Here is a 24,160-nt window from a genome sequence, read left to right on the forward strand (position 1 = left end):
GGCTGGTCAATTGGCCCCGCCCGTATCGCGGCACCGTCAGTCACTCAGCGCCATCAACTGCCCCGGCGGAACGGAAAGTCATCAATGCGCCACCGCTTTTTCCGCCCGTCCATGATCATGCATCCGGCCTTGCTGCTTTGCGGTGTTGCCGCCGGACTATCGCCAATGCCCGGCCTGGCGCAGGAAATTGTGGCGCTTCCCGCGACGGTCGAACGTCAGAAGCTCGACGATGCCTGGTGGACCGGGCCGATGATGGCCAATTCGGCGGCGACCCTGCCGCGCGGTCATGCGCTGATCGAGACGTATGTCTATGACCGGATCAACGCGACATCGCACGGCTTCGGCTCGCTGACCTATCTGCTCTACGGGATCACCGACGGTGTGACGCTGGGCGTGAAGCCGTCATTCGGTTTCAATGCGGTGAAGAATGGCCGCGATGGTTCGGGCGTCGGTTTTGGCGACCTGACCTTTTCGGCGCAGCTTCGCCTGACCTCGTTCGACGCCGCGAAATCGATTCCGGCGATCGCCGTGTCGTTGCAGCACAGCCTGCCCACCGGAAAGCATGACCGGCTCGGTGACCGGCCGGGCGATGGGCTCGGCAGCGGCGCCCACACCACCACGCTATCGCTCTATGCGCAGCATTATTTCTGGCTGCCCAATGGCCGCATCTTCCGGGCCCGGCTGAATGTCTCGAATGCCTTTTCCAGTAAGGCGACGCTGAACGATGTCAGCGTGTACGGCACCGGGGACGGCTTTCGCGGCCACGCCATGCCGGGCGGGTCCTTCACCATCGGCCTGTCCGGCGAATATAGCCTGACGCGAAGCTGGGTGCTGGCGCTCGACCTGATCCGTAATCATGAAGGGCCGACGCGTGTGGCCGGTTTCGATATTCGCGATTTGGCCGATCCGCTGCCGGTCCGCTATCGCTCCAACGTGAGCACGACCTTCGCGATCGCGCCGGGCGTCGAATATAGCTGGAAAGCCAATCTCGGCATCCTGTTCGCGGCGCGTTTCATTCCGAAGGGGCGTCACAACAGCGCCTCGATCACGCCGGCGGTGGCAATCAATTACGTCTATTGAGCCGGCGGCGCTTCCCGCATCACATCATGGACCAGCGCCATGGCGCGGCGCATCGCCGGCAGGTCCATCGATCCCAGCCCGAACACCAGCCCGGCATGGCTCGCCGCGCCAAGATAATATCGCCGCAAGCTGCGGATCTCGACATTGCGCCGCGCCAGCGTCGCGATCACCGCGTCGACATCGATCGCCCCGTTCGACAGGGCGGTCACATGCATGCCGTAAGCCGACTCGATCGGATCGAGCCAATCGGCGAAGTCGTCGCGCAACAGGTCGAGCAGCAACTGCCGGCGCTCGCCATAAAGGCGCCGCATCCGCGCGATGTGACGCGTCAGATGCCCGCCAGCGATGAAGCCGGTCATCGCCGTCTGGGCCGGCAGCGAGCAGGGCCCGTCGATGCAGATCTTCGCGGTGACCAGCGCTTGCGTCGCCCAGGATGGGGGCAGGACGAAACCGAGCCGGATATTGGGCAAGGTCGATTTGGAGAAGGTGCCGACATAGAACACGACGTCGTCCTCGTCGGCGCTCTTCAGCGCCTTGATCGGCCCACCCTTGGCGCGGAACTCCCCGTCATAATCATCCTCGATGATGATCGCCCCATGATCGCGCGCGAACTGGATCAGCGCCGCGCGGCGCTTTTTCGACAGCGTCGATCCAAGCGGAAACTGATGTGAAGGGCTGACGCAGATGATGTCGATATCGGCCGGCAATTGCCCGACGATCATGCCCTCGGCATCGACCTCTACCGGATACAGCGTCGCGCCGGCCGCGGCGAAGGGAATGCGCGTCGGCCCGTAACCCGGCTCCTCGACCGCAACCCTGGTGCGGCCCGGATCGACCAGGATCCGCGCGAGCAGGTCGAACGCTTGCTGTGCCCCGCTGGTGATGATCAGGTCGTCGGCATGACATGCGACCCCGCGCATCACCGACAAATGCATCGACACCGCCGAGCGCAGATCGCGGTCGCCCTGCGGATCGCCATAGTTGAACGGTGCCCGCTCGAATGCGCGCTCCTTTTGCGCGGACACTCGGCGCCAGATGTCGAACGGAAAATTCTTCAGGTCGACCAGGCCCGGGCGAAAATCGAACCGCTCGCCCTCCGGTGCCGGGACGATCGCGCTGCGGTCATCGAAGAAACCAAAGGCCGATGTCACGTCGTGCCGGAACCAGAACGGGTTCAGCCGATGTTCCGGCACTGGCGTGTCCGCCGCGCGCGCGGCGGGAAGCGATGGCGGGCTGTCCGCGACATAAGTGCCCGACCCGTGCCGCGCGGTCAGATACCCTTCGCCAAGCAACTGGTCATAAACACCGACGACGGTCGTCCGCGCCATGCCGAACAATGTGGCCGACTGGCGGCTCGAGGGCAGCTTGGTACCCGGCTTCAACTCGCCGCCGACAATGGCCGCTTTCAGTTGCTGATGCAGGCGACGTGCCCGATGCGGGGTTTCCGCCGATCCGATATCCAGCTCGATCTCAAAGATTTCCACACATTGGTCCCGCTTGAGTCACGCCGAGCGGCATTGAGTGAACGACAATGCTGCCGCCATTACAATGCCGCTGACGGCGAACGGCCCGGTCGGCCGGTCGGGTGTCGCCCGGCGACCTCCGTTCGTTTCGTGCGAAGTCGAGAAACGGGCCATAAGCGTTGCGCGGCATCTTGCATAAACTATTGATATCATGAAATATATGCGGTTCGCGTCACGAGTCTCGCCTTGGAGATACGCAACGTTACGGTGTCCCATATCTCTCCGCGTACCCGCAAAAGATGTGGCACAACCGGTGTCCCATATCTCTTACAACTGTCCACGGCTGCCGCCGGCCAATGATTCAACCGCCATCGGCCACCCGCTATCTCGGCAAATGTGCATAGGCGTCCCTCAGAACCCAAAGCCGTTTGGGCGGAACTGCCAGCAGTGGCTGGCTTCGGCTGTCCATCGCTTGCGGTCCAGCCATTCAACGATCGCCCACGCAAAGTCCCCCCACCCCTTGCGATACCGCCCCGCGCCCGTCACACTTGCCTGCTTCGACTGTAACGAGGTGCCGATGTCCGCAAACACGACCGTGAATTCGTCGCCGACGGTCGAGGGCAAGCGCTACGTCACCTTGCCCGCTCGGCCCGAGCCGTTGCGTGTCGCGGTCGATGAAACCGCGATCGTCGTGATCGACATGCAGAACGCCTATGCCTCGCCCGGCGGTTATGTCGATCTTGCCGGGTTCGACATCTCCGGCGCGGCGGGCGCGATCGATCGGGTCGCGGCGGTGCTCGATACCGCGCGGCACGCCGGGGTGCAGATCGTCTATCTGCAAAATGGCTGGGACCCGGACTATGCCGAAGCCGGCGGCCCCGGCTCGCCCAACTGGCACAAGTCGAACGCGCTGAAGACGATGCGCGCGCGGCCCGAATTGCACGGGCGATTGCTCGCGCGCGGCGGCTGGGATTATGAGATCGTCGATGCGCTGACCCCGCAACCGGGCGATCTGCGCGTGCACAAGACACGCTATTCCGCCTTCTTCAATTCGCAACTCGACAGCACGCTCCGCGCACGCGGCATCCGCAACATCGTGTTCGTCGGCATCGCCACCAATGTCTGCGTCGAAAGCACGCTGCGCGACGGCTTCCACCTCGAATATTTCGGCGTGATGCTGGAGGATGCGACGCATCATCTCGGGCCGGACTATTTGCAGGCCGCGACCGTCTATAATGTCGAGAAATTCTTCGGCTGGGTGTCGACCGTGCCCGATTTCTGCGGCACGTTCGGGCAAATCGCCGACAGCGATCCAGCTACCACCACCCGTTCACCCTGAGCTTGTCGGGCCGCAGGCCAACGTCGTTCTTCTTTTCGACCGTCGGAAGAAGAAAGAACGGTGCTTCGACAAGCTCAGCACGAACGGAAGATAGGAAGCCCAAATGCCCTTTACCCCGATCAACCCGTCGCAATTCCCCACCCCGATCGCGCCCTATTCGGCTGGCGCCAGGGCAGGTAACACCGTCTATGTCTCGGGTGTGCTCGCGCTCGGCGAAGGCGGCGCGGTGCTGCATGTCGGTGATGCGGCGGCGCAGACCCGCCATATTCTCGACGTCATCAAGATCACGCTCGAGGCCGGCGGTGCGACGCTGGAGGACGTGGCGATGAACCATATCTTCCTCAAGGATCTGGCCGATTATGCCGCGTTCAATGCGGTCTATGCCGAGTATTTTCCCGGCGCGAAGCCCGCGCGCTACTGCATTCGATGCGATCTGGTGAAGCCCGATTGCCTGGTCGAGATCGCCAGCGTGGCACATATCAGTTGATGCCCGAGGCCGCGGGTCTTTATTACGAAACCCAAGGCTTCATAGATGCGCCGCCGCTTATCCTGTCGTCGGGCATGGGCGGATCGGCGAGTTACTGGCGCCCGAACATCGCTGCGCTCACTGAGCATTTTCACGTCATCGCTTATGATCATCGCGGTACCGGGCGTTCGGACCGAACGGTCACGCCGCGCATCGAAAGCATCGGCGACGATATGCTCGCGCTGATGGACGCGCTGAATATCCCGAGCGCCTCGATCATGGGGCACGCCATTGGCGGCATGGGCGGTCTCGCGCTCGCGCTCGATGCGCCGGCGCGGGTCGATCGGCTGGTGGTGGTCAATGGCTGGGGGCAGCCCGATCCCTATACCGCACGTTGTTTCGACACGCGGCTGAGCCTGCTGCGTCATGGCGGTGTGCGTGACTATGTCCACGCACAGCCAATCTTTCTCTATCCACCGCAATGGATCTCCGATCATCATGCGGAACTGGAGGAGGAAGAGGCCGCGCATATCGCAGCCTTCCCCGCCGAGATGGTCGAGCAGCGCATCCTCGAAGCGGTGCGCTTCGATGTGATGGAACGTCTCGCGAAACTGGTCGTGCCGACGCTGCTGCTCGCAAGTGGCGATGACGGGCTGGTGCCGCCGGGTTGTTCCCAATCGCTCGCAGACGCCATCCCCGGCGCCCGGCTCGAGACCATGAAATGGGGCGGCCACGCATGCAACGTCACCGATCCCGATACCTTCAACGCACTCATTCTCGATTTTCTGAGGAGCTAAGCCAATGCAGGTCGGAGTCTTCGTCCCCATCAACAATAATGGCTGGCTGATCAGCGAGAACGCGCCGCAATATATGCCGAGCTTCGATCTCAACAAGCAGATCGCGCAGAGTGCGGAGAAGCACGGACTCGATTTCCTGCTCTCGATGATCAAGCTGCGCGGCTTTGGCGGCAAGACCGAGTTCTGGGAGTATGGCCTGGAAAGCTTCACGCTGATGGCCGGCCTCGCAGCGGTGACCGAGAAGATCAAGATCTACGCGACCTGCCCGACTTTGGTGATCCCGCCGGCCTTTGCCGCGCGCATGTGCAACACGATCGATTCGATCAGCCATGGGCGTTTCGGCCTTAACCTGATCACCGGGTGGCAGCGGCCCGAATATAGCCAAATGGGTTTGTGGCCCGGCGACGAGCATTTCCGCAACCGCTATCAGATGCTCGACGAATATGCCCAGATTCTCCGTGAGTTATGGGAAACCGGGCGAAGCGACCTGAAGGGCCAATATTACCAGATGGACGATTGCCTCGTCCGCCCCAAGCCCGAAGGCGATATGAAGATCATTTGCGCGGGCAGCTCGGACGAGGGTCTCGCTTTCTCGGCCAAATGGGCGGATTACGCTTTCTGCCTCGGCAAGGGCGTCAACACGCCGACCGCTTTCTCCTCGAACAATGCACGCCTCGCGGCGGCGACTGCGAAGACCGGGCGCGATGTGTCGATCTTCGTGCTGGTGATGATCATCGCCGACGAAACCGACGAAGCGGCAATGGCGAAGTGGAAAAGCTATAATGACGGCGTCGATATCGACGCGATCTCCTGGCTCGCCGAGCAGGGGGCAGCCGACAAGCACAACGCCTCGACCAATGTCCGCCAGCTCGCCGCGCCGGAGGGCGCGGTCAATATCAATATGGGTACGCTGGTTGGGTCCTATAAGAGCATCGCGCGGATGCTCGACGAGATGGCGGAAGTGCCCAATACCGGCGGCGTGCTGCTCACCTTCGACGATTTTGTCGAAGGGGTGGAGGCGTTCGGCACGCGGATTCAACCGCTGATGAAAAGCCGGAATAAGTGACTTATCTCCCCTCCCTGCAAGGGAGGGGCCGGGGGTGGGTAAGCATCGGAGCGGGCTCGATGCCCGTTCCGATGCTTCGGGCTTGGCGCGACGAATCTTTATAAGCGCGCGGACGCGCGCACCCACCCCCAACCCCTCCCTTGCAGGGAGGGGAGAAAGAAGGAGCGCCGCAATGTCGATCTGGATCAAATTGCTGATCGCCATCGTCGCCATCGTGGCGGCGCTCGGCTTGATCCTGCTCTTCGCCTCACCGCCGGGCGTGCTCAACTTCATCAATTCGCACACCCCGGGCGACGGCAATGCCGAACAGGTCGCGGACGGCGTCGCCTATGGCACCGACCCGGCGCAGAAGCTCGATGTCTGGGCACCCCGGCAACGCGCCGACGCCACACCCCTTCCGGTGGTGATCTTCTATTATGGCGGCGGCTGGGTGAAAGGATCGCGCGGCGAATATGGCTTTGCCGGCCGCGCCTTTGCCGCGCAGGGTTTCATCGCGGTGCTTCCCGATTACCGGCTGGTGCCCGGCGTGCGCTTCCCCGTGTTCGTCCAGGACAGCGCGCTTGCGGTCAAATGGGTGCGCGACACTATCGCGCGCTATGGCGGCGATCCGAAACGGATCACTTTGTCCGGCCATTCGGCGGGCGCCTATAATGCCGCGATGCTCGCGCTCGACCGGCACTGGCTGACCGATATCGGTGTCGATCCCGGCATCGTCCGCGCCGCCGCGCTGCTTGCCGGACCGTATGACTTCTACCCGTTCGAAAAGAAGCGCAGCATCGATGCGATGAGCCACTGGCCACGCCTGCTCGAAACGCAGCCGATCCAGTTCGCGCGCAAGGATGCGCCGCCTTTATGGCTCGCCGCCGGCACCGCCGATGATGTCGTACGGCCCTATAATGCCGAACATCTCGCGAAACGGCTGAAAGAACTGGGCGCGCCGGTGACACTCCGGCTCTACCCCGGACAGAGTCACAATGATCTGGTAATGGGCCTGTCGAAACCGTTTCGGAGCCGCTCACCCACGCTCAAGGAAAGCAGCGATTTCCTGAAAGCGAATTCGCACTGACGACTGGAGCGATCAGGGCGCCAACGCAGCGAGCTTGCTCGCGTCAACCGCCGCGACCGCCTGTTTCAGCGTGGCGATATCGGTGACATTGCCCTCGGCGCTGACGAGGAAGCGGCTCGCGGCCATCGTCTCATATTTGCCGCGCTTCTCGGCGCTGTCCCATTTCTCGGTGACCATCGCGCCGCCGACCATCTCGGTCTTTTCGTAACCGGTCGAGGTCTGCTTGTTCGACTGGACGTTCAGCGCACCGCCAAGCGTGGCAAGCGCGCCCAGCGCGGACATATCGGCCACCGACAGGGTGAAATGCTGGTCGCCTGCACTATACTTGCCCTGCGCAGTGCTGGCGCCGATGCCGCTGGCGCCGCCGCTGGTCGATTCGGTATCGCCGCGCGCGAAACCGGCGATCGACGCGGGCAGCATCGCCTGCAACGCCGCCGCCGGCACCGCATCGGTCTTGCCGCTCGCCGCATTGGCCTGCATCCGCGCGGTTGCAGCCTCCATCTTCTTGCCCGCCTCCTCGATCTTGCCGAGGTCGACACTGCCCATGCCCGGCACGTTGACCGTGCCACTTGTCGTCCCGGTGCTTGCGCTGATCAACGGCCGCGCGATCTGTGCCGACACTGCGCCGGCGATCGTGCCGACCACGATGAACACGACCACCGCCACGACCATGGTGATAAGAACATAGGGCACGGCCTTGTCGGCGGGGGCCTTCATCAGCTTCGGCAGGCCGATCCACAGTAGATAAAGGCTGTACAGGCCGAGCAGGCCGAGGATCATGAGCGCCGGCAGGATCTGGAAGATACCGGCCAGCCAGCCCGCAGTGGCGCTGAACGCTGCGACCTTCATCGCGGACACCGGGTTCTTGGTCGCGCCGAAGCTCGGCGCGAGCGCATCGATGATCAGCGCCAGCACATAGGTGCTGCCCAGCGCCAATGCATATCCGATCACCGCCGTGGTCAGTGCGCTGGTGATCGACGGGCGATAGGTGATGCCATAGGCGCCATAGCCGAACACGAGTGATCCGATCAGCGCCGCCACCGGGCCGATCGCCGCGAGCGGCACCACCCAGCCGGTGAAGATGCCCTTGACCGTCATCGGTTCGCTGTCGATCCGGTCCCATTCGGCGGCGGGTGTCATCAACAGTCGCTTGATCCGGTCCACCATTCCCGTCGAACCATTATCTTCTGGAAGCTGCGTCGCCATGGTCAATTCCCCTGTCGCATATGCGGATTTTCCCCATGCGGATGCTATCGGCATTTCCGCCGAAAGATAGGACCAAGGCGACATGCGCGCGTTCATTGCGTGTAGCCGATTGCGCGAAGGCCGCGTCCATCCCATATCCGCCGCCATGAGCGATACCATGACGTGGCACGGCACGACAATTCTCTCCGTGCGCCGAAACGGCAAAGTCGTCGTCGCGGGCGATGGCCAGGTCTCGATGGGTCAGACCGTGATGAAACCCAATGCGAAGAAGGTCCGCCGTCTCGGCGATGGATCAGTGATCGGCGGCTTTGCCGGCGCGACCGCCGATGCCTTCACCTTGTTCGAACGCCTCGAACGCAAACTCGAACAGCACCACGGGCAATTGCTCCGTGCCGCGGTCGAGCTGGCCAAGGACTGGCGCACTGACAAATATCTGCGCAACCTGGAGGCGATGATGATCGTCGCCGACAAGGAAGTGACGCTGATCCTGACCGGCAATGGCGATGTGCTGGAGCCGGAGGCCGGGGTCGCGGCGATCGGGTCGGGCGGCAATTACGCCCTCGCCGCCGCTCGCGCGCTGGTCGATTACGAACAGGATGCCGAGACGATCTGCCGCAAGGCGATGGCGATTGCGGCTGAGGTCTGCGTTTACACTAATGACCGGCTGACGATTGAGACGTTGGAAACGGCCTGACTTTTCTCCCCTCCCTGAAAGGGAGGGGCCGGGGGTGGGTTGCGAGCAAAGCGAGCGTCCGCCCTAGTCCGAAGCGATAGCGGGGCATCGAGCCCCGCCATCGCTCACCCACCCCTTACCCCTCCCTTCCAGGGAGGGGGGAGTTTAGAATGAACGACGCACTCACCCCCAAAGCCATTGTCGCCGCACTCGACGAGCACATCATCGGCCAGCGCGACGCCAAGCGCGCGGTTGCGGTCGCGCTGCGCAATCGCTGGCGCCGTCAGCGCCTCGGCGCCGATCTGCGCGATGAGGTATCCCCGAAGAACATTCTGATGATCGGCCCGACCGGCTGCGGCAAGACCGAGATCAGCCGCCGTCTCGCCAAGCTTGCCGACGCGCCGTTCATCAAGGTCGAGGCGACCAAGTTCACCGAGGTCGGCTATGTCGGCCGCGACGTCGAGCAGATCGCGCGCGACCTGGTCGAGGAAGCGGTGCGCCTGGAAAAGGAACGTCGCCGTGTCGCGGTCAAGGACAAGGCCGAAGAAGCGGCGATGATCCGCCTGCTCGACGCGCTGACCGGCAAAGGCGCGAGCGAGGCGACGCGCGAGGCGTTTCGCCAGCGCATGGCCGACGGGCATCTCGACAATACCGAGATCGAGATCGAACTCGAAGCGCAAACGCAGATGCCGTTCGAAGTGCCCGGCCAGATGGGCATGATCAATTTGAGCGAGATGATGGGCAAGGCGTTGGGCGGCAATCAGCTCAAGCGCCGCAAGCTTACCGTGCCCAATGCATGGGAGAAACTGGTCGAGGAAGAGGCCGACAAAAGGCTCGACCAGGAGGAGGTCAGCCGCACCGCGCTGGCCGATGCCGAGGCGAACGGCATCGTCTTCCTCGATGAGATCGACAAGATCGCGGTCAGCGAACAACGCGGCGGGGCGAGCGTCAGCCGCGAGGGCGTACAGCGCGACCTGTTGCCGCTGATCGAGGGCACGACCGTCGCGACCAAATATGGGCCGATGAAGACCGACCATATCCTGTTCATCGCCAGCGGCGCTTTTCATGTCGCCAAGCCGAGCGACCTGCTGCCCGAACTGCAGGGCCGTTTGCCGATCCGGGTCGAACTGAAAGCGTTGACCGAGGCGGATTTCGTCGCGATCCTGAGCGACACCAAGGCGTCGCTGCCGCAGCAATATAAGGCGCTGATCGCGACCGAGGGCGTGACCGTCAACTTCACCGAAGACGGCATCGCCGCCGTCGCCAAGATCGCGGCGGAAGTGAATGGCGAGATCGAGAATATCGGTGCGCGCCGGCTGCAGACGGTGATGGAGAAATTGCTTGAGGAAGTGAGCTTCACCGCCGAGGACCGCAGCGGCGAGACGGTGGTGGTCAATGCCGCTTATGTCGAAAGCCAGTTGGCGAGCATTGCGCGCAATACGGATCTGTCGCGGTTCGTGCTGTAGCAGCGAGCCAATTTGACGTCGCCGTTTTCCGCGCTGACCCCACCCCGTTCGCGCTGAGCCTGTCGAAGGGCCGTTCTTCTTTCTCCCGGCGGGCAAGAAAAGAACGGTGCTTCGACAAGCTCAGCACGAACGGGGAGGGGATAGTTCCTGGGAAGTCACCCTTCCGCTTTCCCGATCCCCGCGCTAGCCTCCCGCCAAATCCGTATCGGGAGTCGTTCGTGAAGCATCCATTCGTCGCGCTGAGCCTGGCAGTTGCCCTCACGTCTCCCGCCGTCGCGCAGGATGCACCCAAGCCCCCGATTGCCGCGAAAAAGCCCCATGAGATCAAGGCCCCGTTCGGCGCGACCCGCCAGGACGACTATTATTGGCTGCGCGACGACACGCGCAAGAATCCCGATATGCTGGCCTATCTTGCGGCCGAGAACAGCTATGCCGACACGGTCCTCGCGCCCACCAAAAAGCTGCAGGACACGCTCTACAATGAGGTCGTCGGGCGCATCAAACAGGATGACAGTACGGTCCCCTATCTGAAGAACGGCTATTATTATTACACGCGCTTCGAAACCGGCGCGGATTATCCGGTCGTCGCGCGGCGCAAGGGCAGTATGCAGGCGCCGGAGGAAATGCTGCTCGACCAGCCCAAACTCGCCGCCGGCAAAGGGTTTTTCCAGGCCGCGTCGCAGACCGTCAGCCCAGACAACAAATTGCTCGCCTGGGCCGAGGATACCGTCGGCCGGCGTCAATATGTGCTCAAGGTGAAGGATATCGCAACTGGCGCGATGCATGCCGATCTCGTGCCCAATGTCGAACCCAATCTGGTCTGGGGCGACGACAACAGGACGATCTACTATGTCGAAAAGGACCCGGTCACCCTGCTCAGCAAGCGGGTCAAGGCACATGTGCTGGGTACGCCCGCGTCGGCCGATACGCTGGTCTATGAGGAGAAGGATGACAGCTTCTATATGGGGCTAAGCCGTACCAGCGACGACAAATATATCTGTATCCAGTTGCAAAGCACGGTCAGCAATGAACAGCGTTGCACGCCAGCCAATACAATGGGTGCCAAAACGCCCGGTGAATTCGGCATTGTCGCGCCACGCGAGCGCGAGTTCCGCTACGATGCCGACCATATCGGCACGCGCTGGATCGTCAGGACCGACTGGAACGCCCCCAATTACAAGCTGATGGTTGCGGACGATTCGAAAGCGAAGCTGGGCCGTGCCGGCTGGACCGATCTGGTGCCGGTCGACGCCGATGTCTTCATCGAGAATTTCAAGCCGTTCGACGGCTTCATCGCGATTGAGGAGCGTTCGGGCGGCAATAAAAGGCTTCGCCTGTTACCCGCCAAGGGCAAGAGCAGCTTCGTCCAGTCCGACGAGCCGGCCTATGTCATGTCGATCGGAGTCAATGAGGAGCCCGCATCCCCCTGGCTGCGCTATAGCTATGGCTCGCTGACCACGCCGGGCACGACCTATGAGGTCAATGCCGCGACTGGCGAACGCCGCGTGCTCAAGGTTCAGCCGGTGCCCGGATACGACGCCAGCCAATATGTCACCGAACGTGTCTGGGCGCCGGCGCGTGACGGCACGAAGATCCCTGTCTCGCTGGTCTACAAAAAGGGCTTCAAGAAGGACGGCAAGGGCGCGCTGCTGCAATATGCCTATGGCAGTTATGGCGCATCGTCGGATCCCTCTTTCTCAGCCTCCTGGCCGAGCCTGCTCGATCGCGGCATGGTCTATGCCATCGCGCATATCCGCGGCGGTCAGGAAATGGGCCGCAAATGGTATGACGACGGCCATTTGATGAACAAGAAGAACAGCTTCACCGACTTTGTCGACGTGACGCGCTATCTCGTCGCCAATGGTTATGCGGCGAAAGACCGGGTCGCGGCGCTTGGTGGTAGCGCGGGCGGCCTGCTGATGGGCGGGATCGCCAATATCGCGCCGCAGGATTACCGCGTGATCATCGCGCAAGTGCCGTTCGTCGATGTCGTGACGACGATGCTCGACGCCACCATCCCGCTGACCACCAACGAATATGACGAATGGGGCAACCCGGCGGGCAAACCGGCCTATGATTATATGCTGAGCTATTCGCCCTATGATCAGGTCAGCGCGCAGGCCTATCCCGCATTGTTCGTCAGCACCGGCCTGTGGGATTCGCAGGTGCAATATTACGAGCCGGCGAAATGGGTCGCCAAGTTGCGCGCGACATCGACCGGCACATCGCCATTGGTGTTCCGCATCAACATGGAAGCCGGCCATGGCGGCAAATCGGGTCGCTTCCAGCGCTTCCACCAGTCAGCCGAATATACCGCGTTCATGCTCACCGAATTGGGCGTGGCGCCTTAAGCAGTCTTGAAGGCCTAGCTCTTCGGCTTCTCGTAAGGCACGAAATCACCCAGCCGGCATGATCCACCGCGAAAGCCGGCGCTGCGGTCGATCGTCTCGAAAATGTCGCCCTTGCAGACTTGGCTGCCATAGATTTTGAACACCGGAATGCGGTCCGAACTCAGCCCGGGGCAGGCCTCGGGCAAGGTATTGACCCAGATCCGCCGGCCGGATTCGCGATAGAGCAACGTCCGGTCGCCGATGATCTGCGGATTGGTCCGCCGGAAATCGTCGAGGCAGCGTTGTGGTGGCCCGGCGACACGGCCCTCCAGCGCGCGCGCCAGTTCGGCATCGCTCGCGGCGGTGCTGTCGGCAGTGGTGGCGCAGGCGACCAGCGCCAGCGGGGCGAGCAACATAATACGCACAAGCGTTCTCCGTGATCCATGCCCCCCGCTCAGGCTTGTAGCAGGATCAGCCGCGGAACGCATCCTTGGCCGCGCGCCGCTCGGCCAGTTCCGCTGCGGATGAAGCGCGCAAGAACGGGTTGGTCGCCAGTTCCAGGGCGATCGTCGTCGGCACGGTTGGTTCGCTCGCGCCGCGCGCCGCATCGACCGTCGCCATGCGGTCGACGATCGCCGCATTGCCGGGTTCGGCAACGCGCGCATAGCGGCCGTTCGCCTGGGTATATTCGTGCGCGCAATAGACGATCGTTTCGGGCGGCAGCTTGGCGAGGCGCTGCATATTGGCGAACATCTGTCCCGCATCGCCCTCGAATAACCGGCCGCAGCCCATTGCGAACAAGGTGTCGCCGGTGAAGACGAGGTCGTCTTCGGGCAGATGGAAGGTGATGTGTCCGGCGGTATGTCCGGGCGTCTCCATCACCGTCGCGACATGCGCGCCGAGCGCGACCGTATCGCCTTCACCGACCGCGACATCCAGCGTGGGGATCCGTGCCGCCTCGGCCGCTGGGCCGGTCACCACCGCGCCATGCGCTTCCTTGATCGCAGCGTTGCCGCCGGTATGATCGGGGTGCCAGTGCGTGTTCCAGATCTGCCCGATCCGCCACCCGCGCTTGTCCGCCTCGGCCAGCACCGGTGCGGCATCGGCCGGATCGACCACCATCGTCTCGCCCGATGTCTGATCATGGACCAGCCAGATATAATTGTCGCTCAGCGCCGGGATGCGCACGATCTCAAGGTCAGTCATGACTCACTCCGAAAGTTAAGTGCCGCATTGCCGAGGCGGGTTGTGACATCGGCGGCGGGTTCGGCGCGTGCCCGCGCCACGCCACCGCCTGCCCAAAGCGGCGAGAAATCGCCGCGCCCCTCGCGCTCCGCTTTGGCGCGAAGCGGCGCGAGTGCGGCGCTGGCATAGGGGAAAGGCGGCGCGGCCGGGTTGATCGGGCCAAGCGCGTCGATCAGCCGGTTGCGCAGGCCCCGCGCAATGCCGCCAGTGAACAAATTGGTCGCGACCAGATCGTCCGCGCTGCCAGTCCCCAGCCGCCGCCGATGCACTGCGCTGGTCCATGTCTCGGGCGTGAGCAGATAGGCGGTGCCGGCCTGCACCGCCGCCGCGCCATGAGCCATTGCCGCCGACACGCTCGCCGCGTCGGCGATTCCGCCTGCGGCGATCACCCGCACATCAATCGCCGAAACGACCTGCGGCAGAAGCTCGTCGAGCGGCACGGAGCGATAGTCATCGAGGAAATGGCCGGCATGGCCACCCGCTTCTACACCTTGCACGATCACGGCATCGCAACCGTGTCCGGCCAAATGGCGCGCTTCGGCCAAGGTCGTCGCATTGCCGAAGATCAGTGCGCCCGTCGCGCGAACGCGTGCGAGCAGATCCTGGTCGGGCAGCCCGAAGTGGAAACTGACGATCTCCGGCCGCGCCCAGTCAAGCGCCTCCGCCATGGCCAGGTCGAACGGCCGGCGCAGCGGCGGCGAGCCGGTCGGCGGATCGACGCCCTCTTCGGCATAAAAGGGAACGAGCGCGCTGCGCCAGGCCGTTTCGTCCGGCTGGGCCCCAAGCGTGTGACAGAAGAAATTGAGGTTGAGCGGCCCGGCAACCGCGGCGCGGATCGCGGTCACCTCGGCGACCATCGCCGTGGCATCGAGCACCGCGCAGGCCAGCGACCCGACACCGCCCGAACCGATCGTCGCGATAGCCAACTCGCGTCCCGCGAAATTGGCCATCGGCGCCTGGACGATGGGCAGCCGCGCGCCGGTCAGTTTTAGGAAACCGGCGGCGGCCATCATGATCCTACCACTCGCCCGTATTGGGCATCGATGCCCAGGGTTCGGCCGGCGGCAATACGCCATCCTGCAACAGCTCGACCGAGATATTGTCGGGGCTGCGCACGAACGCCATATGCCCGTCGCGCGGCGGGCGATTGATCGTCACCCCGGCGTCTTTCAGTCGCTGGCACGTTTCGTAGATATTGTCGACGCGATAGGCGAGGTGGCCGAAATTGCGTCCGCCGGAATATTCTTCCGGATCCCAGTTATGCGTCAGTTCGACCTGCGCATCCTCGTCGCCGGGTGCGGCGAGGAAAATCAGCGTGAAGCGGCCCTTCTCGCTGTCCATCCGCCGCACTTCCTTCAGCCCGATCAACTCGAAGAATTTTATCGTCGCGTCTGGATCGGTCACGCGGATCATCGTGTGGAGATATTTCATCGCAGGACCTCTTGCTGGCGTCGCGCCTCAGATAGGGGTTCGTGTCACGTCTCGCCAGCACCCAGGCTTCGAAAATCAGGGCTTGGCTGGTGTCGCGAACTGCGCCAGCGCGGCCTTTGCGGCGATACCAGACTCGCTCTCGGGCGCGATCTTGCTTGCTTGACCCCATGCTGCCTTGGCACCCGCCTCATCACCGCCAAGCGCGGCGATATTGCCTGCCTCGAGCTGTACCGAGGCGTCGTCGCCGGACCGCTTCAGCGCCTCCGCGATGTCCTTCCTGGCGCGCGGCAGGTCATCCATGCGCCGTGCGAGTGTCGCCGACAGCAACCAGGCGAGCGGATCGGCCGCGGCGTCGACCAGCGCCTGGTCGAGATCCTCGCGCGCGCCGGCCAGATCATTGCTCGCGACTTGCGCCCGCCCCCGATCGAGCAAGGCTTCGCCGCGTTGCAACCCGGTCAGGGATCCCGCCGCCAGCGCCGCATCGAGCGCCGCGCGCGCCTTGCCCGGCTCCTTCGCGGCGAGCCAGGCGTTGCCGCCCTGCGCCCAGAACAAGGCGGCACGCTTGTCCTTCGCCAGTTCCGCCGCCCGCGCCGCGCCCTCGAACTCGGCCGCGGCGGCGTTCCAATTCCCGCTATTGGCATAAGCCACGCCGAGGCATTGCCGCGCGAGAAATCCGCCGCCCGACAATTGCCAGCGTCCCGCCTCGTCCGCGCCCGTCGCCGGATCGTTGGTCGCGAGGTCAAGGCAGTGGGTATAGCGGTCCTGGGCGGGGGCGGGCGGCCCCGCCTGAACGGGGGCAGCGGCGGCGAGCAGCAACAGGGGAAGGATCATAGGCGCGATATCACATCCTCGACCGCTTTGATCAGCAGCGCGATATCGGCATCGCGCGACAGGCGGTGATCGCCATCCTTGACCAGCACCGTCTGCACATCGGCTGAACGGATCATCTCGGCGAGCCGGGCGGTGCGCGTCCATGGCACGTCGCGATCGAGTTGCCCCTGAATCAGCCGCACCGGGCAATCGACGGGAATCGCGCCGAACATCAACCGGCTCGCCTCGCCCGAATTCCAGAACGCGGCGGTGGTGATCGTCGGCTGGTCCGAATAAGGCGAGGCGCGCGATACCTTGCCGCCCGACAGGATCGCCAGCTTCTCATCGGTGGTGAAGCCCCAGTCGGTGAAATCGGGCGCCGGCGCTACCCCGACCAACCCGGCGACCAGCTCCGGCCGGTCGCGCGCGATCAGCAGCATGATCCAGCCGCCCATCGACGAACCGACCAGCACCGCCGGGCCGTTCGCCAGTTGCTCGATCATCGACAGGGCGTCGTCACGCCAGCCGGTCAGCGTCTGGTCCTCGAACGCGCCCTCGCTCTGTCCGCATCCGCCATAATCGAACCGCAGGAACGCGCGGCCCTCAGCCTTGGCCCATGCCTCCAGCGCGAGCGCCTTGGCCCCTGTCATGTCGGAGGCATAGCCGGGCAGGAACACGATGGTCGGGCCCGTGCCTTCGGTCAGGTAATAGGCGAGCGCTGGGCGGGGCGGGGCTGGGTCGGTCATGTGGCGGGCCTTAAGGGATGTGGTGGCGGAATTGTATCCCTGTTGAAGCAGGGCGTCACGCGGCGGCGCGGCGTTGTGTTGTTCGTCATGTCAAAGAGCCGGACGGCGCCGTGAGGTGCCGTTGAAGGCGGCCTTAAAGGTGGCACGGGCGGGGTTGAATCGGTGGCCATCCGATGGCGCGCATATGCGGTACGCCGCTGCCGATTTTCCCGCAGCTGCGGGAAGTTTTTCGGGGAAATGCTTTTTCGAGCGCTTTACGGGAATCCACGGGAAAAACTGCGGGAAAATCGGCGCGACGCAACGGGAATTTCGCGCGCGCTTTACGGGAATATCGGGAAAGGGCGGGGGCGGAAATCATCGGTCTGCTCGGCTCCATATCTGCCTGATTCAACCGGCCGGTCGGGCTTGTGCCCGTGATCCGGTGGCGGAGAGCGAGCATGACGCCGCTGTAAAGCGATCTGAATCGGGCGGCGGAAAAAACCATGTCGGCAGAAGGACAATGTCCCTCTGCCGACAATGCCGCAAACAATATCCGCACCTGCCTTATCCTGGGCAGGGGCGAGAAAATCACTTGTCCACAAACCCGTTCAGCGCGGTCATGAACGCATCGGGCTGATCGAGCATCACGAAGTGGGCGGTGTCGCCGATCGGGACATAGTCGACATGTGGCGCGGCCTTGAAGTTGCCCTGGAACATCGCGTCGGCGCGCCCCTTGGGCAGGGTCGCCGACCAGGCATAGACCACCGTCAATGGCGTGGTGATCGACGCGAGATCGGGGCGCAGATCGGTGATCAGGTCCTCATACAGCGCTTCGGCGCTGACCCGCGGATCGGCCGCCATCACCCATGCCTTCACCTTGGCGCGCGATTCCGGCTTCAACGCCAGGCCGTTGGCGGTCTGCTCAGCAAAGGCGGCGTTGGCCGGCTTGCCATATCCCGCCGCCATCTGGTCGCGGATCATCTTCGCTTGCGGCTCCATCGTCGCGACCGTCGCGCCCGGATTGAAGATCAGTCCGACATAAGGCAGCGAATCGACGATCATCGCGCGCGACACATGGTCGGGATGCGCCTTGGCCATCATCAATGCGACCAGTCCGCCCATCGAATGACCGACCAATGCCGCATCCTTGATCTTCTCGCTGACGATATAACCGTCGAGCTCGGCGACCATGCCGTCGAGCAGGCCGGGTTTCAGATTGCCGCGCGGTTCGTCGCCGGCAAAGCCGTTGACCTGGACCAGATAGACGCGGTGCGTTTTTGCCAGCTCGGACACCACGCCGTCCCATACCGCACGAGGCGAGGACAGACCGGGGATCAGGAAGATCGCCGGACCCTTGCTGCCGACGACCTGGATCGAGATGTGATCGAGCTGCGTGGTCGCGGCATCGGCCTTGGCGGCGGGCGCGGGAGCAATGGCGGTCTGGGCATGGGCGGGGTTGCTGTTGAGGATGACCAGCATGGTGATGGCGCTGGCGAGAATGCGGGCTTTGAAATGGGCGATCATATTGCGGATTCCCTGGTTGGGCTGGTGAAGATGTCTTCGATGGTCAGGTCGAACAGTTCGGCGATCTTGAAGGCGAGCGGCAGCGAAGGATCGTAACGGCCGGTCTCGATCGCGTTGACGCTCTGGCGGGAGACTTCGAGCCGGTCGGCGAGATCGCCCTGGCTCCAGTCGCGTTCGGCGCGAAGCACCTTGAGGCGGTTCTTCATGCCTCCACCTCCGCATCGCCGCGCAGCATCAGCTTGTTCATGCAAGCGCCGAGGCCAAGGCCGCCAAACCACAGCACCGCAACATAATAGGCGTCGATATGGCCGACGAGGTCGAAGCTTTCGAGAAAACCCCAGATCGTCGCGAGGCTGAGCGCGAAACCGCTCGCCCATAATGTCTGCCGCACCATCAGCATGCGGACATATTCGTCGGTTTCCTCGATCAGGTAGCGGCCGATCGCAATGAAGATGCCGATGATCGGCGGCGCCGGCAGGACAGCGGCGACATAAGCGGCCGGACCGGCGAGCAGCTTGTGGTTGAAGCCATAGACCGCGCCACACAGGAACAAGGCGTAAAGCAGGCTGAGAATGATGACGGTTCGGTTGTAGCGCCGGAGCGCTGTGGATTTCGACATGTAAAGCTCCTTTCGAATCTGTAAATGAAGCTTTACAGTCAAGGGCGCTTGTCTGTAACTACACTTTCCATATTGAGTGGGAAGCTTGTCGCAAATGACCACGGAAAGATTGTTGTCCGGCGTCCGCTTCGAAGACCAGAATTTTCGGAAATTCAGCGGCTTACTAGAAGCCAACACCGTGAACCATGCAGCAAACGGCACGCCCCGAAAATCGGACGCTCGCTACCTTTGGTCGCGGGCGCCATCATGATTGCTCCCGCAATTAGATTGGGAGAGGCTGTCGAGGGCGTGCGGCAAGAAGCTCAAGTTCAAGGGCGGAACTATGGAAACCTCGAGATAATCGCCATGAAGCGCGGAAATCGGCGTTCGGCGTAAATTTTGCTCATTCCGTATTTGTTCTCTTGCCTTTGCGCGGGCGAGCCTTTGACCGCGAGTCGCGAACATACGGGAAACATTCGGCGCTATGAACCGACTCAAAATAGCGACGAACCGAGTCCCTAATTTGTCATTTACCGTCTTGCGGAGTCGTTGCGGTTGCGCCCAATGTATTGGGGTTGAGTTCGGGGGCGAACCCAAGAACTGGTAAATTCAGTTTTGAAGGCCAGCCCCTTCAACGCAACAACGCCAGCTGGACGGCAATCCAGCTGGCGTCATCTAAACTAAGCTCTGGGCTTAGTCCGCATTAGCAAAGCCGGTTAGACATTACGTTGACGGCGCGGTCAAGGGTTCGGGGTACATTTAAAGGTACCTTTATATGACGCCTGACGAAATGAAGCGCTTTCTCGCCAAGGCCCGGAAGAGCCGTGAAGCCGCAAACGATATAGCCGCACAGATCGAGATGGAACTCATGCGGTTCGATGGTGAGAACGCGCCGATCGATTTCAATGTGGATTGGTCAGAGGAAACGGTCTGGGCGACGCAGAAACAGATGGCCGACCTTTTCGGTAAGGATGTCCATACCATCAGCGAGCATCTCGCTACGCTTTACGACTCGGACGAGTTTGAGCGAAAGGCAACAGTCCGCAACTTCCGGATAGTTCGGCTAGAAGGCGCCCGGCAGGTTGCCCGTGAGATCGAGCACTACAATCTCGATGTTGTGCTGGTTATCGGTTACCGGGTCAACGGCACCAAAGCGGCCGAGTTTCGCAAGTGGGCTAACCAGATACTCAAAGCCTACATCACTGACGGCTACGCTCTAAACAAGGAGCGCCTCCGCTCGGAACCATCAGCGTTACGCGACCTTGCGGCGAAGGTGCGAGCACTTCGCTCGGAAGAAAGTAATATTTACAGCGCCGTGCGAGACTGTTTTAAAGAGTGTGCTCTCGATTACGACAAGGCGTCGTCTGCTGCACGCTCGTTCTACGCCCGCATCCAGGATCGTTTCATGTATGCGGCAACCGGCAAGGTAGCGGCCCAGATCGTCTTGGAGCGTGCCGATGGCACCAAGCCTAATATGGGCATGACCGTCGTTGAAGGTCGCTTCCCGAAAAAAGCTGACTGCTTGGTGGGCAAGAATTATCTGTTCTCCGATGAGCTTTACGTTCTGCACATCATGTGTGAGCAGTTCTTACTCTTCGCAGAAAGCAAGGCCCTGCGGGGGCAACCCACTACAATGGCCGACCTTTCGCTCAAGCTAGATCAGCTTTTTGCAATAAATGAATATCCGATATTCCCCGGCTATCAGGATTATCTCCGAGAAAAGGCCAAGGAGCATGCTCAGGTGGAATGGAACCTAATGGCCAAGCGCCTCGGCAAAGGCGAAGCGGCTTGATAGATCGGCAGAGAGTACGGCTCGCCTATTCAGCCGTTTTGGCTCACCCGTCAAATTACCACTTAGCGCCTTCCACGTCCGCCCGTAACTCCGTTGACCATTTAGGCTTGTCGTGTGAGCCAGGGGGGTGTGTTCAGTATTCCCTTTAGACACTCATCTTCGACTTTTACATGAAGTACCTGACATGAACGATGAACCAGATATAGGCTTCTTTCCCGACTATCACGAACACGAAGATTTTCAGCCTGCAATGCTGGCTCTCAGCCACTTGGTAGTTCAATGGAATTGGGCCGAGCACAATTTCAATGTGCTTCTTTGGCAATACGTTGGCGATTTCAACACGGGGTCGATGTATACAGCAGGGCTTGGCAATCAATCCCGCGCTGATGCTCTACTCGCTCTCGCCAGGTTGCATGAAAAAGACGGAGAAATAGTGGATAGAATTCTATTCTCCATTAAGGCTTTTGGGAGGATAAAAGATAATAGGAATGCGCTAGTGCATGCTCATAGCGTGACATATCATTATAGCGAAGAACCTAAGCCGCGCTGGGTGAGGGGATCTAAAAACCCCAAGAATATTCATGTTTACTGCTTTGCAGATATATCTGATATTGTGAGCAATCTTGATGCTGCCTGTCAGTTGGCGATGTTCTTAGGAGAGATCATGGTCTACTACGCATCTCCGTTGCGACCAAAGCCATCGCTCGCAAAATTTCCTCTACCAGATTCTCTTGTGCCGCACCCGGTCCCTCGGACAGAACGAGAAGCCTCGCCTCAATCACGCCCTGAGTAGCCTCATATTAATTTCGAACATCGCCAAGCCGTTGGCCGTTGTCGTGTCGCTGCCAGCGTAAATCGGTCCTAGGGCGAAACGTGAAAATCCCTGAAACCATATCCGACGAAGATAACGAACCTGCGCAACGCATGCAGATCGGGGCGGTGTCCCGTCACCCGTCGCGCCCATAAATATCCCGGCGAAAGGCAACGCCGCGCTCGGTCGCGGTGGCGGTGAGATAGGTCAGATAGACCGGCACCTGGACGGGCAGCGGCACCGCCTGTTCCGGCCTGGTCGAGCCGGCGCGGATCGGCTTTTGCAGCAGCCAGCGGCCCAGCTCGGCGGCATTTTCGAGCCGGATGCAGCCATTGCTGAAATGACGATCATCCTTTTCCAGCAAGTCGCGATTGGGCGTGTCGTGGAGATATATTCCTTCCTTGTTGGGGAAGAGGAATTTGACCCGGCCCATCGAATTGGCCCCGCCGGGCAGCTCGCGCAGGCGGATTTCGCGCTTGCCCGATGCGACCGCGGCCCAGTCGATCGACGCGGCGGACAGGGGGCGCGCGGACGCGCTCCAGTCCGACAGCGCCTCGATCCGCTGCGACGCCAGCGAGTGCCCCGACAAGACCTTGGGTGCGATGCTCTGGCGCGCGAGATAGGTCGGCACGTTCCAGTACGGGTTGAGGATCGCCCATTGCAGATTGCCGACCAGCATCGGCGTCTGCGTCTCCTCTGCGCCGACCACGACGCGCATCGTGCCGACCTGTTCCCCGCCCTGATAATACCAGAGCCGCCCGGATGAGGCATCGACCACCACATGCCGGGTCCATGGCCCCGGCAGCAGCCGCGCGCGATCGAGATTGAGTTCCAGGCGCTTCATCGTCTCCTTCGATGTCCCGGCCTTTTCGGCGCGCGCCATCAACTGGCGGAGGCGGACATAGTGCGGACTCATCCAGCCCATGCCGGTCACATAATCGTCGAGCGATTTGGGAAAGGCGGCGGCGCGTAGCACGGTCTCCGGCTTTGGCGGCTTCGGCTTCAATGCGCGATCGGCATAGATCATGCGCACGCCGCTGCCGCGCTGGTCGCGGACGTAGCGGGCAAAGGTGGCGGACAGCGCGAGCTCGGCGCGGGCGACAGCGCGCGGGTCGCCGCCACGCGCCGCAGCGATCGTCTCGCGCAGGTCGTCGATGTCGTAGGAAGAGGGTTTCAGCCTATCGAGCCCGGCGGATCTGAGGAAGCCGATCAACGTGTCGGCCGGGCGGCCGATCTTGCCGCCGGATGCCCAGAGCGGGCGAAAGCGGCGTTCGGCATAGAAACGCTTGAGCGAACCGCCGACCTTATCCTGGATGGCCAGGGCAATGGCATCGCCACGCGCCGCCGGTCCACTTCGCGCGATCGACTTGTTGTCGCGCGCGGGCGCTGCGGCGGCAGGGCTCCAGCCGGCGCCGGCGACGGCCAGCGCGATCATCAAATAATGCGGCACGAAGCCGTGGGGAATGCGGCGCGGCCGCATTCCCCAAATCGAAGCGGTCAGCCCCTTTCCCCCAACCGGGTCGGGGCCGGCGGCGCGGAGGGCATCGGCGGCAAGGCATTGGGATGATAGATGCCGTCGGCGGTGTAATAACCGTCAATGATGCCGTCGCCGTCACGGTCGGCGGCGGTGCTGCCGGGCACGGCGCCGGGCGGTGGCGGCGGGGCGCTGGCGACATGTTCCTGCTTGTTGCACGCCGCGAGCGTCAGCGCGCCAAGGCCCGCCAGCATGATGGGTCGAATACGCATACTTACCTCCCTTTAGAGGAACGTGCGGAACGTGCCGCACGCCATTGGTCCCCCCCGGGGCAATCATCTGAACCCGCCGCGATGCGCGGGTCATCCGTCCAGCGACGGACGGTGCGGCGCGCGGGATGGTTAACCGGACCGAGCAGAGTTTCAGGCGTGGACGTTCGCGATTGGCGAACAAGAGGTTCAGGCGCGATCGGTCGGCGGGCTATATCGCAGTTCGCCTCCAGTCTCGGACTGCAAGAAAGATGCGGCTTTCCTAGCCAGTTCTTCGTGTTCCGAGCGTACGACCAAAACCAAAGGTTGAAGCTCGTCTAAAGGATGAATATCGACCCGTTGTTCGTACTCGGGCCGGAGCGTGACGGTAAGCTCGGTCCAGCCATCTGCGGGCGGTTGATCGTCGTTGCCATCAGAATCGAAATCGCTGTCTCGGCCCCAGAGATGCTCAGCGACATCGCCGAAAAACGGTCTCGGACCCGGCGCCACGAGATAGACGGCATGCATCAGGGAGCCTCCCTTTAAGATC

26 protein-coding genes are annotated in these 24,160 nt (G+C 62.4%); 11 read left to right on the forward strand and 15 right to left on the reverse strand.

Features of this window, described 5'->3' with window-relative positions:
- The first annotated feature begins 84 nt into the window (after nucleotides 1-84).
- Complete coding sequence (locus G4G27_RS00575; RefSeq protein WP_202049641.1) at nucleotides 85-1,080, forward strand: transporter; 996 nt, start codon at nucleotides 85-87, stop codon at nucleotides 1,078-1,080.
- Here the strand turns inward: G4G27_RS00575 and G4G27_RS00580 are convergent.
- Nucleotides 1,074-2,564 carry a PLP-dependent aminotransferase family protein gene (locus tag G4G27_RS00580; RefSeq protein WP_183111167.1) on the reverse strand — a complete coding sequence of 497 codons (1,491 nt, stop codon included), beginning with the start codon at nucleotides 2,562-2,564 and terminating at the stop codon, nucleotides 1,074-1,076. The two genes, G4G27_RS00575 and G4G27_RS00580, sit on opposite strands and share 7 nt — an antisense overlap.
- Before the next feature lie 556 nt (nucleotides 2,565-3,120).
- Between G4G27_RS00580 and rutB the strand changes: the two genes are divergently transcribed.
- From rutB to G4G27_RS00605, 5 genes are all read left to right on the forward strand, one after another.
- Entirely contained in the window at nucleotides 3,121-3,882 is a 762-nt protein-coding gene (rutB, locus tag G4G27_RS00585; RefSeq protein WP_183111168.1) for a pyrimidine utilization protein B, read from the forward strand.
- 103 nt (nucleotides 3,883-3,985) lie between these two features.
- Nucleotides 3,986-4,369: a pyrimidine utilization protein C gene (rutC, locus tag G4G27_RS00590; protein ID WP_183111169.1), complete on the forward strand. Its 384-nt coding sequence runs from the start codon at nucleotides 3,986-3,988 to the stop codon at nucleotides 4,367-4,369.
- Entirely contained in the window at nucleotides 4,369-5,145 is a 777-nt protein-coding gene (rutD, locus tag G4G27_RS00595; protein WP_183111170.1) for a pyrimidine utilization protein D, read from the forward strand. Before rutC ends, rutD begins: the two co-directional genes overlap by 1 nt.
- A 4-nt stretch (nucleotides 5,146-5,149) precedes the next feature.
- Complete coding sequence (rutA, locus tag G4G27_RS00600; protein ID WP_183111171.1) at nucleotides 5,150-6,211, forward strand: pyrimidine utilization protein A; 1,062 nt, start codon at nucleotides 5,150-5,152, stop codon at nucleotides 6,209-6,211.
- Nucleotides 6,212-6,383: 172 nt separating this feature from the next.
- Nucleotides 6,384-7,277, forward strand: coding sequence for an alpha/beta hydrolase (locus tag G4G27_RS00605; protein ID WP_183111173.1), 894 nt, complete (start codon nucleotides 6,384-6,386; stop codon nucleotides 7,275-7,277).
- Nucleotides 7,278-7,289: 12 nt separating this feature from the next.
- Here G4G27_RS00605 and G4G27_RS00610 read toward each other — a convergent pair whose 3' ends face one another.
- A complete protein-coding gene (locus G4G27_RS00610) occupies nucleotides 7,290-8,483 on the reverse strand; it encodes a Yip1 family protein (RefSeq protein WP_183111175.1) in 1,194 nt (397 codons plus the stop codon).
- 145 nt (nucleotides 8,484-8,628) lie between these two features.
- Here G4G27_RS00610 and hslV point away from each other — a divergent pair, with 145 nt between their 5' ends.
- The 3 genes from hslV to G4G27_RS00625 all read left to right on the forward strand — a co-directional run bounded on the left by hslV (nucleotide 8,629) and on the right by G4G27_RS00625 (nucleotide 12,973).
- Entirely contained in the window at nucleotides 8,629-9,177 is a 549-nt protein-coding gene (gene hslV / locus G4G27_RS00615; RefSeq protein ID WP_183111177.1) for an ATP-dependent protease subunit HslV, read from the forward strand.
- A gap of 149 nt (nucleotides 9,178-9,326) precedes the next feature.
- Nucleotides 9,327-10,622, forward strand: a complete 1,296-nt coding sequence (gene hslU / locus G4G27_RS00620; RefSeq protein WP_183111179.1) for an ATP-dependent protease ATPase subunit HslU — start codon at nucleotides 9,327-9,329, stop codon at nucleotides 10,620-10,622.
- Between the two features lie 218 nt (nucleotides 10,623-10,840).
- Nucleotides 10,841-12,973 carry a S9 family peptidase gene (locus G4G27_RS00625; RefSeq protein ID WP_183111181.1) on the forward strand — a complete coding sequence of 711 codons (2,133 nt, stop codon included), beginning with the start codon at nucleotides 10,841-10,843 and terminating at the stop codon, nucleotides 12,971-12,973.
- A 14-nt stretch (nucleotides 12,974-12,987) separates the two neighbouring features.
- Here G4G27_RS00625 and G4G27_RS00630 read toward each other — a convergent pair whose 3' ends face one another.
- From G4G27_RS00630 to G4G27_RS00675, 10 genes are all read right to left on the reverse strand, one after another.
- Entirely contained in the window at nucleotides 12,988-13,368 is a 381-nt protein-coding gene (locus G4G27_RS00630) for a DUF6491 family protein (protein ID WP_244624746.1), read from the reverse strand.
- A gap of 55 nt (nucleotides 13,369-13,423) precedes the next feature.
- Complete coding sequence (gene gloB, locus G4G27_RS00635; protein WP_183111183.1) at nucleotides 13,424-14,158, reverse strand: hydroxyacylglutathione hydrolase; 735 nt, start codon at nucleotides 14,156-14,158, stop codon at nucleotides 13,424-13,426.
- Entirely contained in the window at nucleotides 14,155-15,210 is a 1,056-nt protein-coding gene (locus G4G27_RS00640; protein WP_183111194.1) for a nitronate monooxygenase, read from the reverse strand. The genes gloB and G4G27_RS00640 overlap by 4 nt, the downstream gene beginning before the upstream one ends.
- Before the next feature lie 4 nt (nucleotides 15,211-15,214).
- Nucleotides 15,215-15,628, reverse strand: a complete 414-nt coding sequence (locus G4G27_RS00645; protein WP_183111196.1) for a VOC family protein — start codon at nucleotides 15,626-15,628, stop codon at nucleotides 15,215-15,217.
- Nucleotides 15,629-15,703: 75 nt separating this feature from the next.
- Nucleotides 15,704-16,459, reverse strand: a complete 756-nt coding sequence (locus G4G27_RS00650; protein ID WP_183111198.1) for a hypothetical protein — start codon at nucleotides 16,457-16,459, stop codon at nucleotides 15,704-15,706.
- Nucleotides 16,456-17,184 carry an alpha/beta hydrolase gene (locus G4G27_RS00655; RefSeq protein WP_183111200.1) on the reverse strand — a complete coding sequence of 243 codons (729 nt, stop codon included), beginning with the start codon at nucleotides 17,182-17,184 and terminating at the stop codon, nucleotides 16,456-16,458. Before G4G27_RS00655 ends, G4G27_RS00650 begins: the two co-directional genes overlap by 4 nt.
- A 133-nt stretch (nucleotides 17,185-17,317) precedes the next feature.
- Nucleotides 17,318-17,722 carry a hypothetical protein gene (locus tag G4G27_RS00660; RefSeq protein WP_183111202.1) on the reverse strand — a complete coding sequence of 135 codons (405 nt, stop codon included), beginning with the start codon at nucleotides 17,720-17,722 and terminating at the stop codon, nucleotides 17,318-17,320.
- Between the two features lie 29 nt (nucleotides 17,723-17,751).
- Nucleotides 17,752-18,687: an alpha/beta hydrolase gene (locus tag G4G27_RS00665; protein ID WP_183111204.1), complete on the reverse strand. Its 936-nt coding sequence runs from the start codon at nucleotides 18,685-18,687 to the stop codon at nucleotides 17,752-17,754.
- Complete coding sequence (locus G4G27_RS00670; protein WP_183111206.1) at nucleotides 18,684-18,893, reverse strand: helix-turn-helix transcriptional regulator; 210 nt, start codon at nucleotides 18,891-18,893, stop codon at nucleotides 18,684-18,686. Before G4G27_RS00670 ends, G4G27_RS00665 begins: the two co-directional genes overlap by 4 nt.
- The gene (locus tag G4G27_RS00675) at nucleotides 18,890-19,306 is read right to left on the reverse strand and encodes a hypothetical protein (RefSeq protein ID WP_183111208.1); all 417 of its coding nucleotides are present in this window, start codon (nucleotides 19,304-19,306) and stop codon (nucleotides 18,890-18,892) included. The genes G4G27_RS00670 and G4G27_RS00675 overlap by 4 nt, the downstream gene beginning before the upstream one ends.
- Nucleotides 19,307-20,060: 754 nt before the next feature.
- Between G4G27_RS00675 and rhuM the strand changes: the two genes are divergently transcribed.
- Nucleotides 20,061-21,077, forward strand: coding sequence for a RhuM family protein (gene rhuM / locus G4G27_RS00680; RefSeq protein ID WP_183111210.1), 1,017 nt, complete (start codon nucleotides 20,061-20,063; stop codon nucleotides 21,075-21,077).
- A gap of 184 nt (nucleotides 21,078-21,261) precedes the next feature.
- Entirely contained in the window at nucleotides 21,262-21,870 is a 609-nt protein-coding gene (locus G4G27_RS00685) for a hypothetical protein (protein ID WP_183111211.1), read from the forward strand.
- Between the two features lie 154 nt (nucleotides 21,871-22,024).
- On the opposite strand, the gene G4G27_RS00690 is transcribed toward G4G27_RS00685, so the two are convergent.
- The 3 genes from G4G27_RS00690 to G4G27_RS00700 form a co-directional block, all read right to left on the reverse strand.
- On the reverse strand, nucleotides 22,025-23,368 hold the full coding sequence (locus tag G4G27_RS00690; RefSeq protein WP_244624493.1) for a L,D-transpeptidase family protein: 1,344 nt from the start codon (nucleotides 23,366-23,368) through the stop codon (nucleotides 22,025-22,027).
- A 17-nt stretch (nucleotides 23,369-23,385) separates the two neighbouring features.
- The gene (locus G4G27_RS00695; RefSeq protein WP_183111213.1) at nucleotides 23,386-23,634 is read right to left on the reverse strand and encodes a hypothetical protein; all 249 of its coding nucleotides are present in this window, start codon (nucleotides 23,632-23,634) and stop codon (nucleotides 23,386-23,388) included.
- Nucleotides 23,635-23,820: 186 nt separating this feature from the next.
- Nucleotides 23,821-24,138: a hypothetical protein gene (locus G4G27_RS00700; RefSeq protein ID WP_183111215.1), complete on the reverse strand. Its 318-nt coding sequence runs from the start codon at nucleotides 24,136-24,138 to the stop codon at nucleotides 23,821-23,823.
- Between the last annotated feature and the right edge of the window lie 22 nt (nucleotides 24,139-24,160).

The sequence above is a fragment of the Sphingomonas sp. So64.6b genome, assembly GCF_014171475.1.
In the GTDB taxonomy this organism is placed as follows: Bacteria; Pseudomonadota; Alphaproteobacteria; order Sphingomonadales; family Sphingomonadaceae; genus Sphingomonas; species Sphingomonas alpina_A.

Bases quoted from the DNA above. Each gene is read 5' to 3' on its own strand.
- G4G27_RS00645 (WP_183111196.1), bottom strand. From the start codon at position 15,628: ATGAAATATCTCCACACGATGATCCGCGTGACCGATCCAGACGCGACG.
- G4G27_RS00575 (WP_202049641.1), top strand. From the start codon at position 85: ATGCGCCACCGCTTTTTCCGCCCGTCCATGATCATGCATCCGGCCTTG.
- G4G27_RS00630 (WP_244624746.1), bottom strand. From the start codon at position 13,368: ATGTTGCTCGCCCCGCTGGCGCTGGTCGCCTGCGCCACCACTGCCGAC.
- G4G27_RS00610 (WP_183111175.1), bottom strand. From the start codon at position 8,483: ATGGCGACGCAGCTTCCAGAAGATAATGGTTCGACGGGAATGGTGGAC.
- G4G27_RS00655 (WP_183111200.1), bottom strand. From the start codon at position 17,184: ATGACCGACCCAGCCCCGCCCCGCCCAGCGCTCGCCTATTACCTGACC.
- rutB (WP_183111168.1), top strand. From the start codon at position 3,121: ATGTCCGCAAACACGACCGTGAATTCGTCGCCGACGGTCGAGGGCAAG.
- G4G27_RS00690 (WP_244624493.1), bottom strand. From the start codon at position 23,368: ATGCGGCCGCGCCGCATTCCCCACGGCTTCGTGCCGCATTATTTGATG.
- G4G27_RS00650 (WP_183111198.1), bottom strand. From the start codon at position 16,459: ATGATCCTTCCCCTGTTGCTGCTCGCCGCCGCTGCCCCCGTTCAGGCG.
- rutC (WP_183111169.1), top strand. From the start codon at position 3,986: ATGCCCTTTACCCCGATCAACCCGTCGCAATTCCCCACCCCGATCGCG.
- gloB (WP_183111183.1), bottom strand. From the start codon at position 14,158: ATGACTGACCTTGAGATCGTGCGCATCCCGGCGCTGAGCGACAATTAT.
- rutA (WP_183111171.1), top strand. From the start codon at position 5,150: ATGCAGGTCGGAGTCTTCGTCCCCATCAACAATAATGGCTGGCTGATC.
- G4G27_RS00665 (WP_183111204.1), bottom strand. From the start codon at position 18,687: ATGATCGCCCATTTCAAAGCCCGCATTCTCGCCAGCGCCATCACCATG.
- G4G27_RS00695 (WP_183111213.1), bottom strand. From the start codon at position 23,634: ATGCGTATTCGACCCATCATGCTGGCGGGCCTTGGCGCGCTGACGCTC.
- G4G27_RS00685 (WP_183111211.1), top strand. From the start codon at position 21,262: ATGAACGATGAACCAGATATAGGCTTCTTTCCCGACTATCACGAACAC.
- G4G27_RS00675 (WP_183111208.1), bottom strand. From the start codon at position 19,306: ATGTCGAAATCCACAGCGCTCCGGCGCTACAACCGAACCGTCATCATT.
- hslV (WP_183111177.1), top strand. From the start codon at position 8,629: ATGAGCGATACCATGACGTGGCACGGCACGACAATTCTCTCCGTGCGC.
- rutD (WP_183111170.1), top strand. From the start codon at position 4,369: ATGCCCGAGGCCGCGGGTCTTTATTACGAAACCCAAGGCTTCATAGAT.
- G4G27_RS00670 (WP_183111206.1), bottom strand. From the start codon at position 18,893: ATGAAGAACCGCCTCAAGGTGCTTCGCGCCGAACGCGACTGGAGCCAG.
- G4G27_RS00700 (WP_183111215.1), bottom strand. From the start codon at position 24,138: ATGCATGCCGTCTATCTCGTGGCGCCGGGTCCGAGACCGTTTTTCGGC.
- rhuM (WP_183111210.1), top strand. From the start codon at position 20,061: ATGACGCCTGACGAAATGAAGCGCTTTCTCGCCAAGGCCCGGAAGAGC.
- hslU (WP_183111179.1), top strand. From the start codon at position 9,327: ATGAACGACGCACTCACCCCCAAAGCCATTGTCGCCGCACTCGACGAG.
- G4G27_RS00605 (WP_183111173.1), top strand. From the start codon at position 6,384: ATGTCGATCTGGATCAAATTGCTGATCGCCATCGTCGCCATCGTGGCG.
- G4G27_RS00640 (WP_183111194.1), bottom strand. From the start codon at position 15,210: ATGATGGCCGCCGCCGGTTTCCTAAAACTGACCGGCGCGCGGCTGCCC.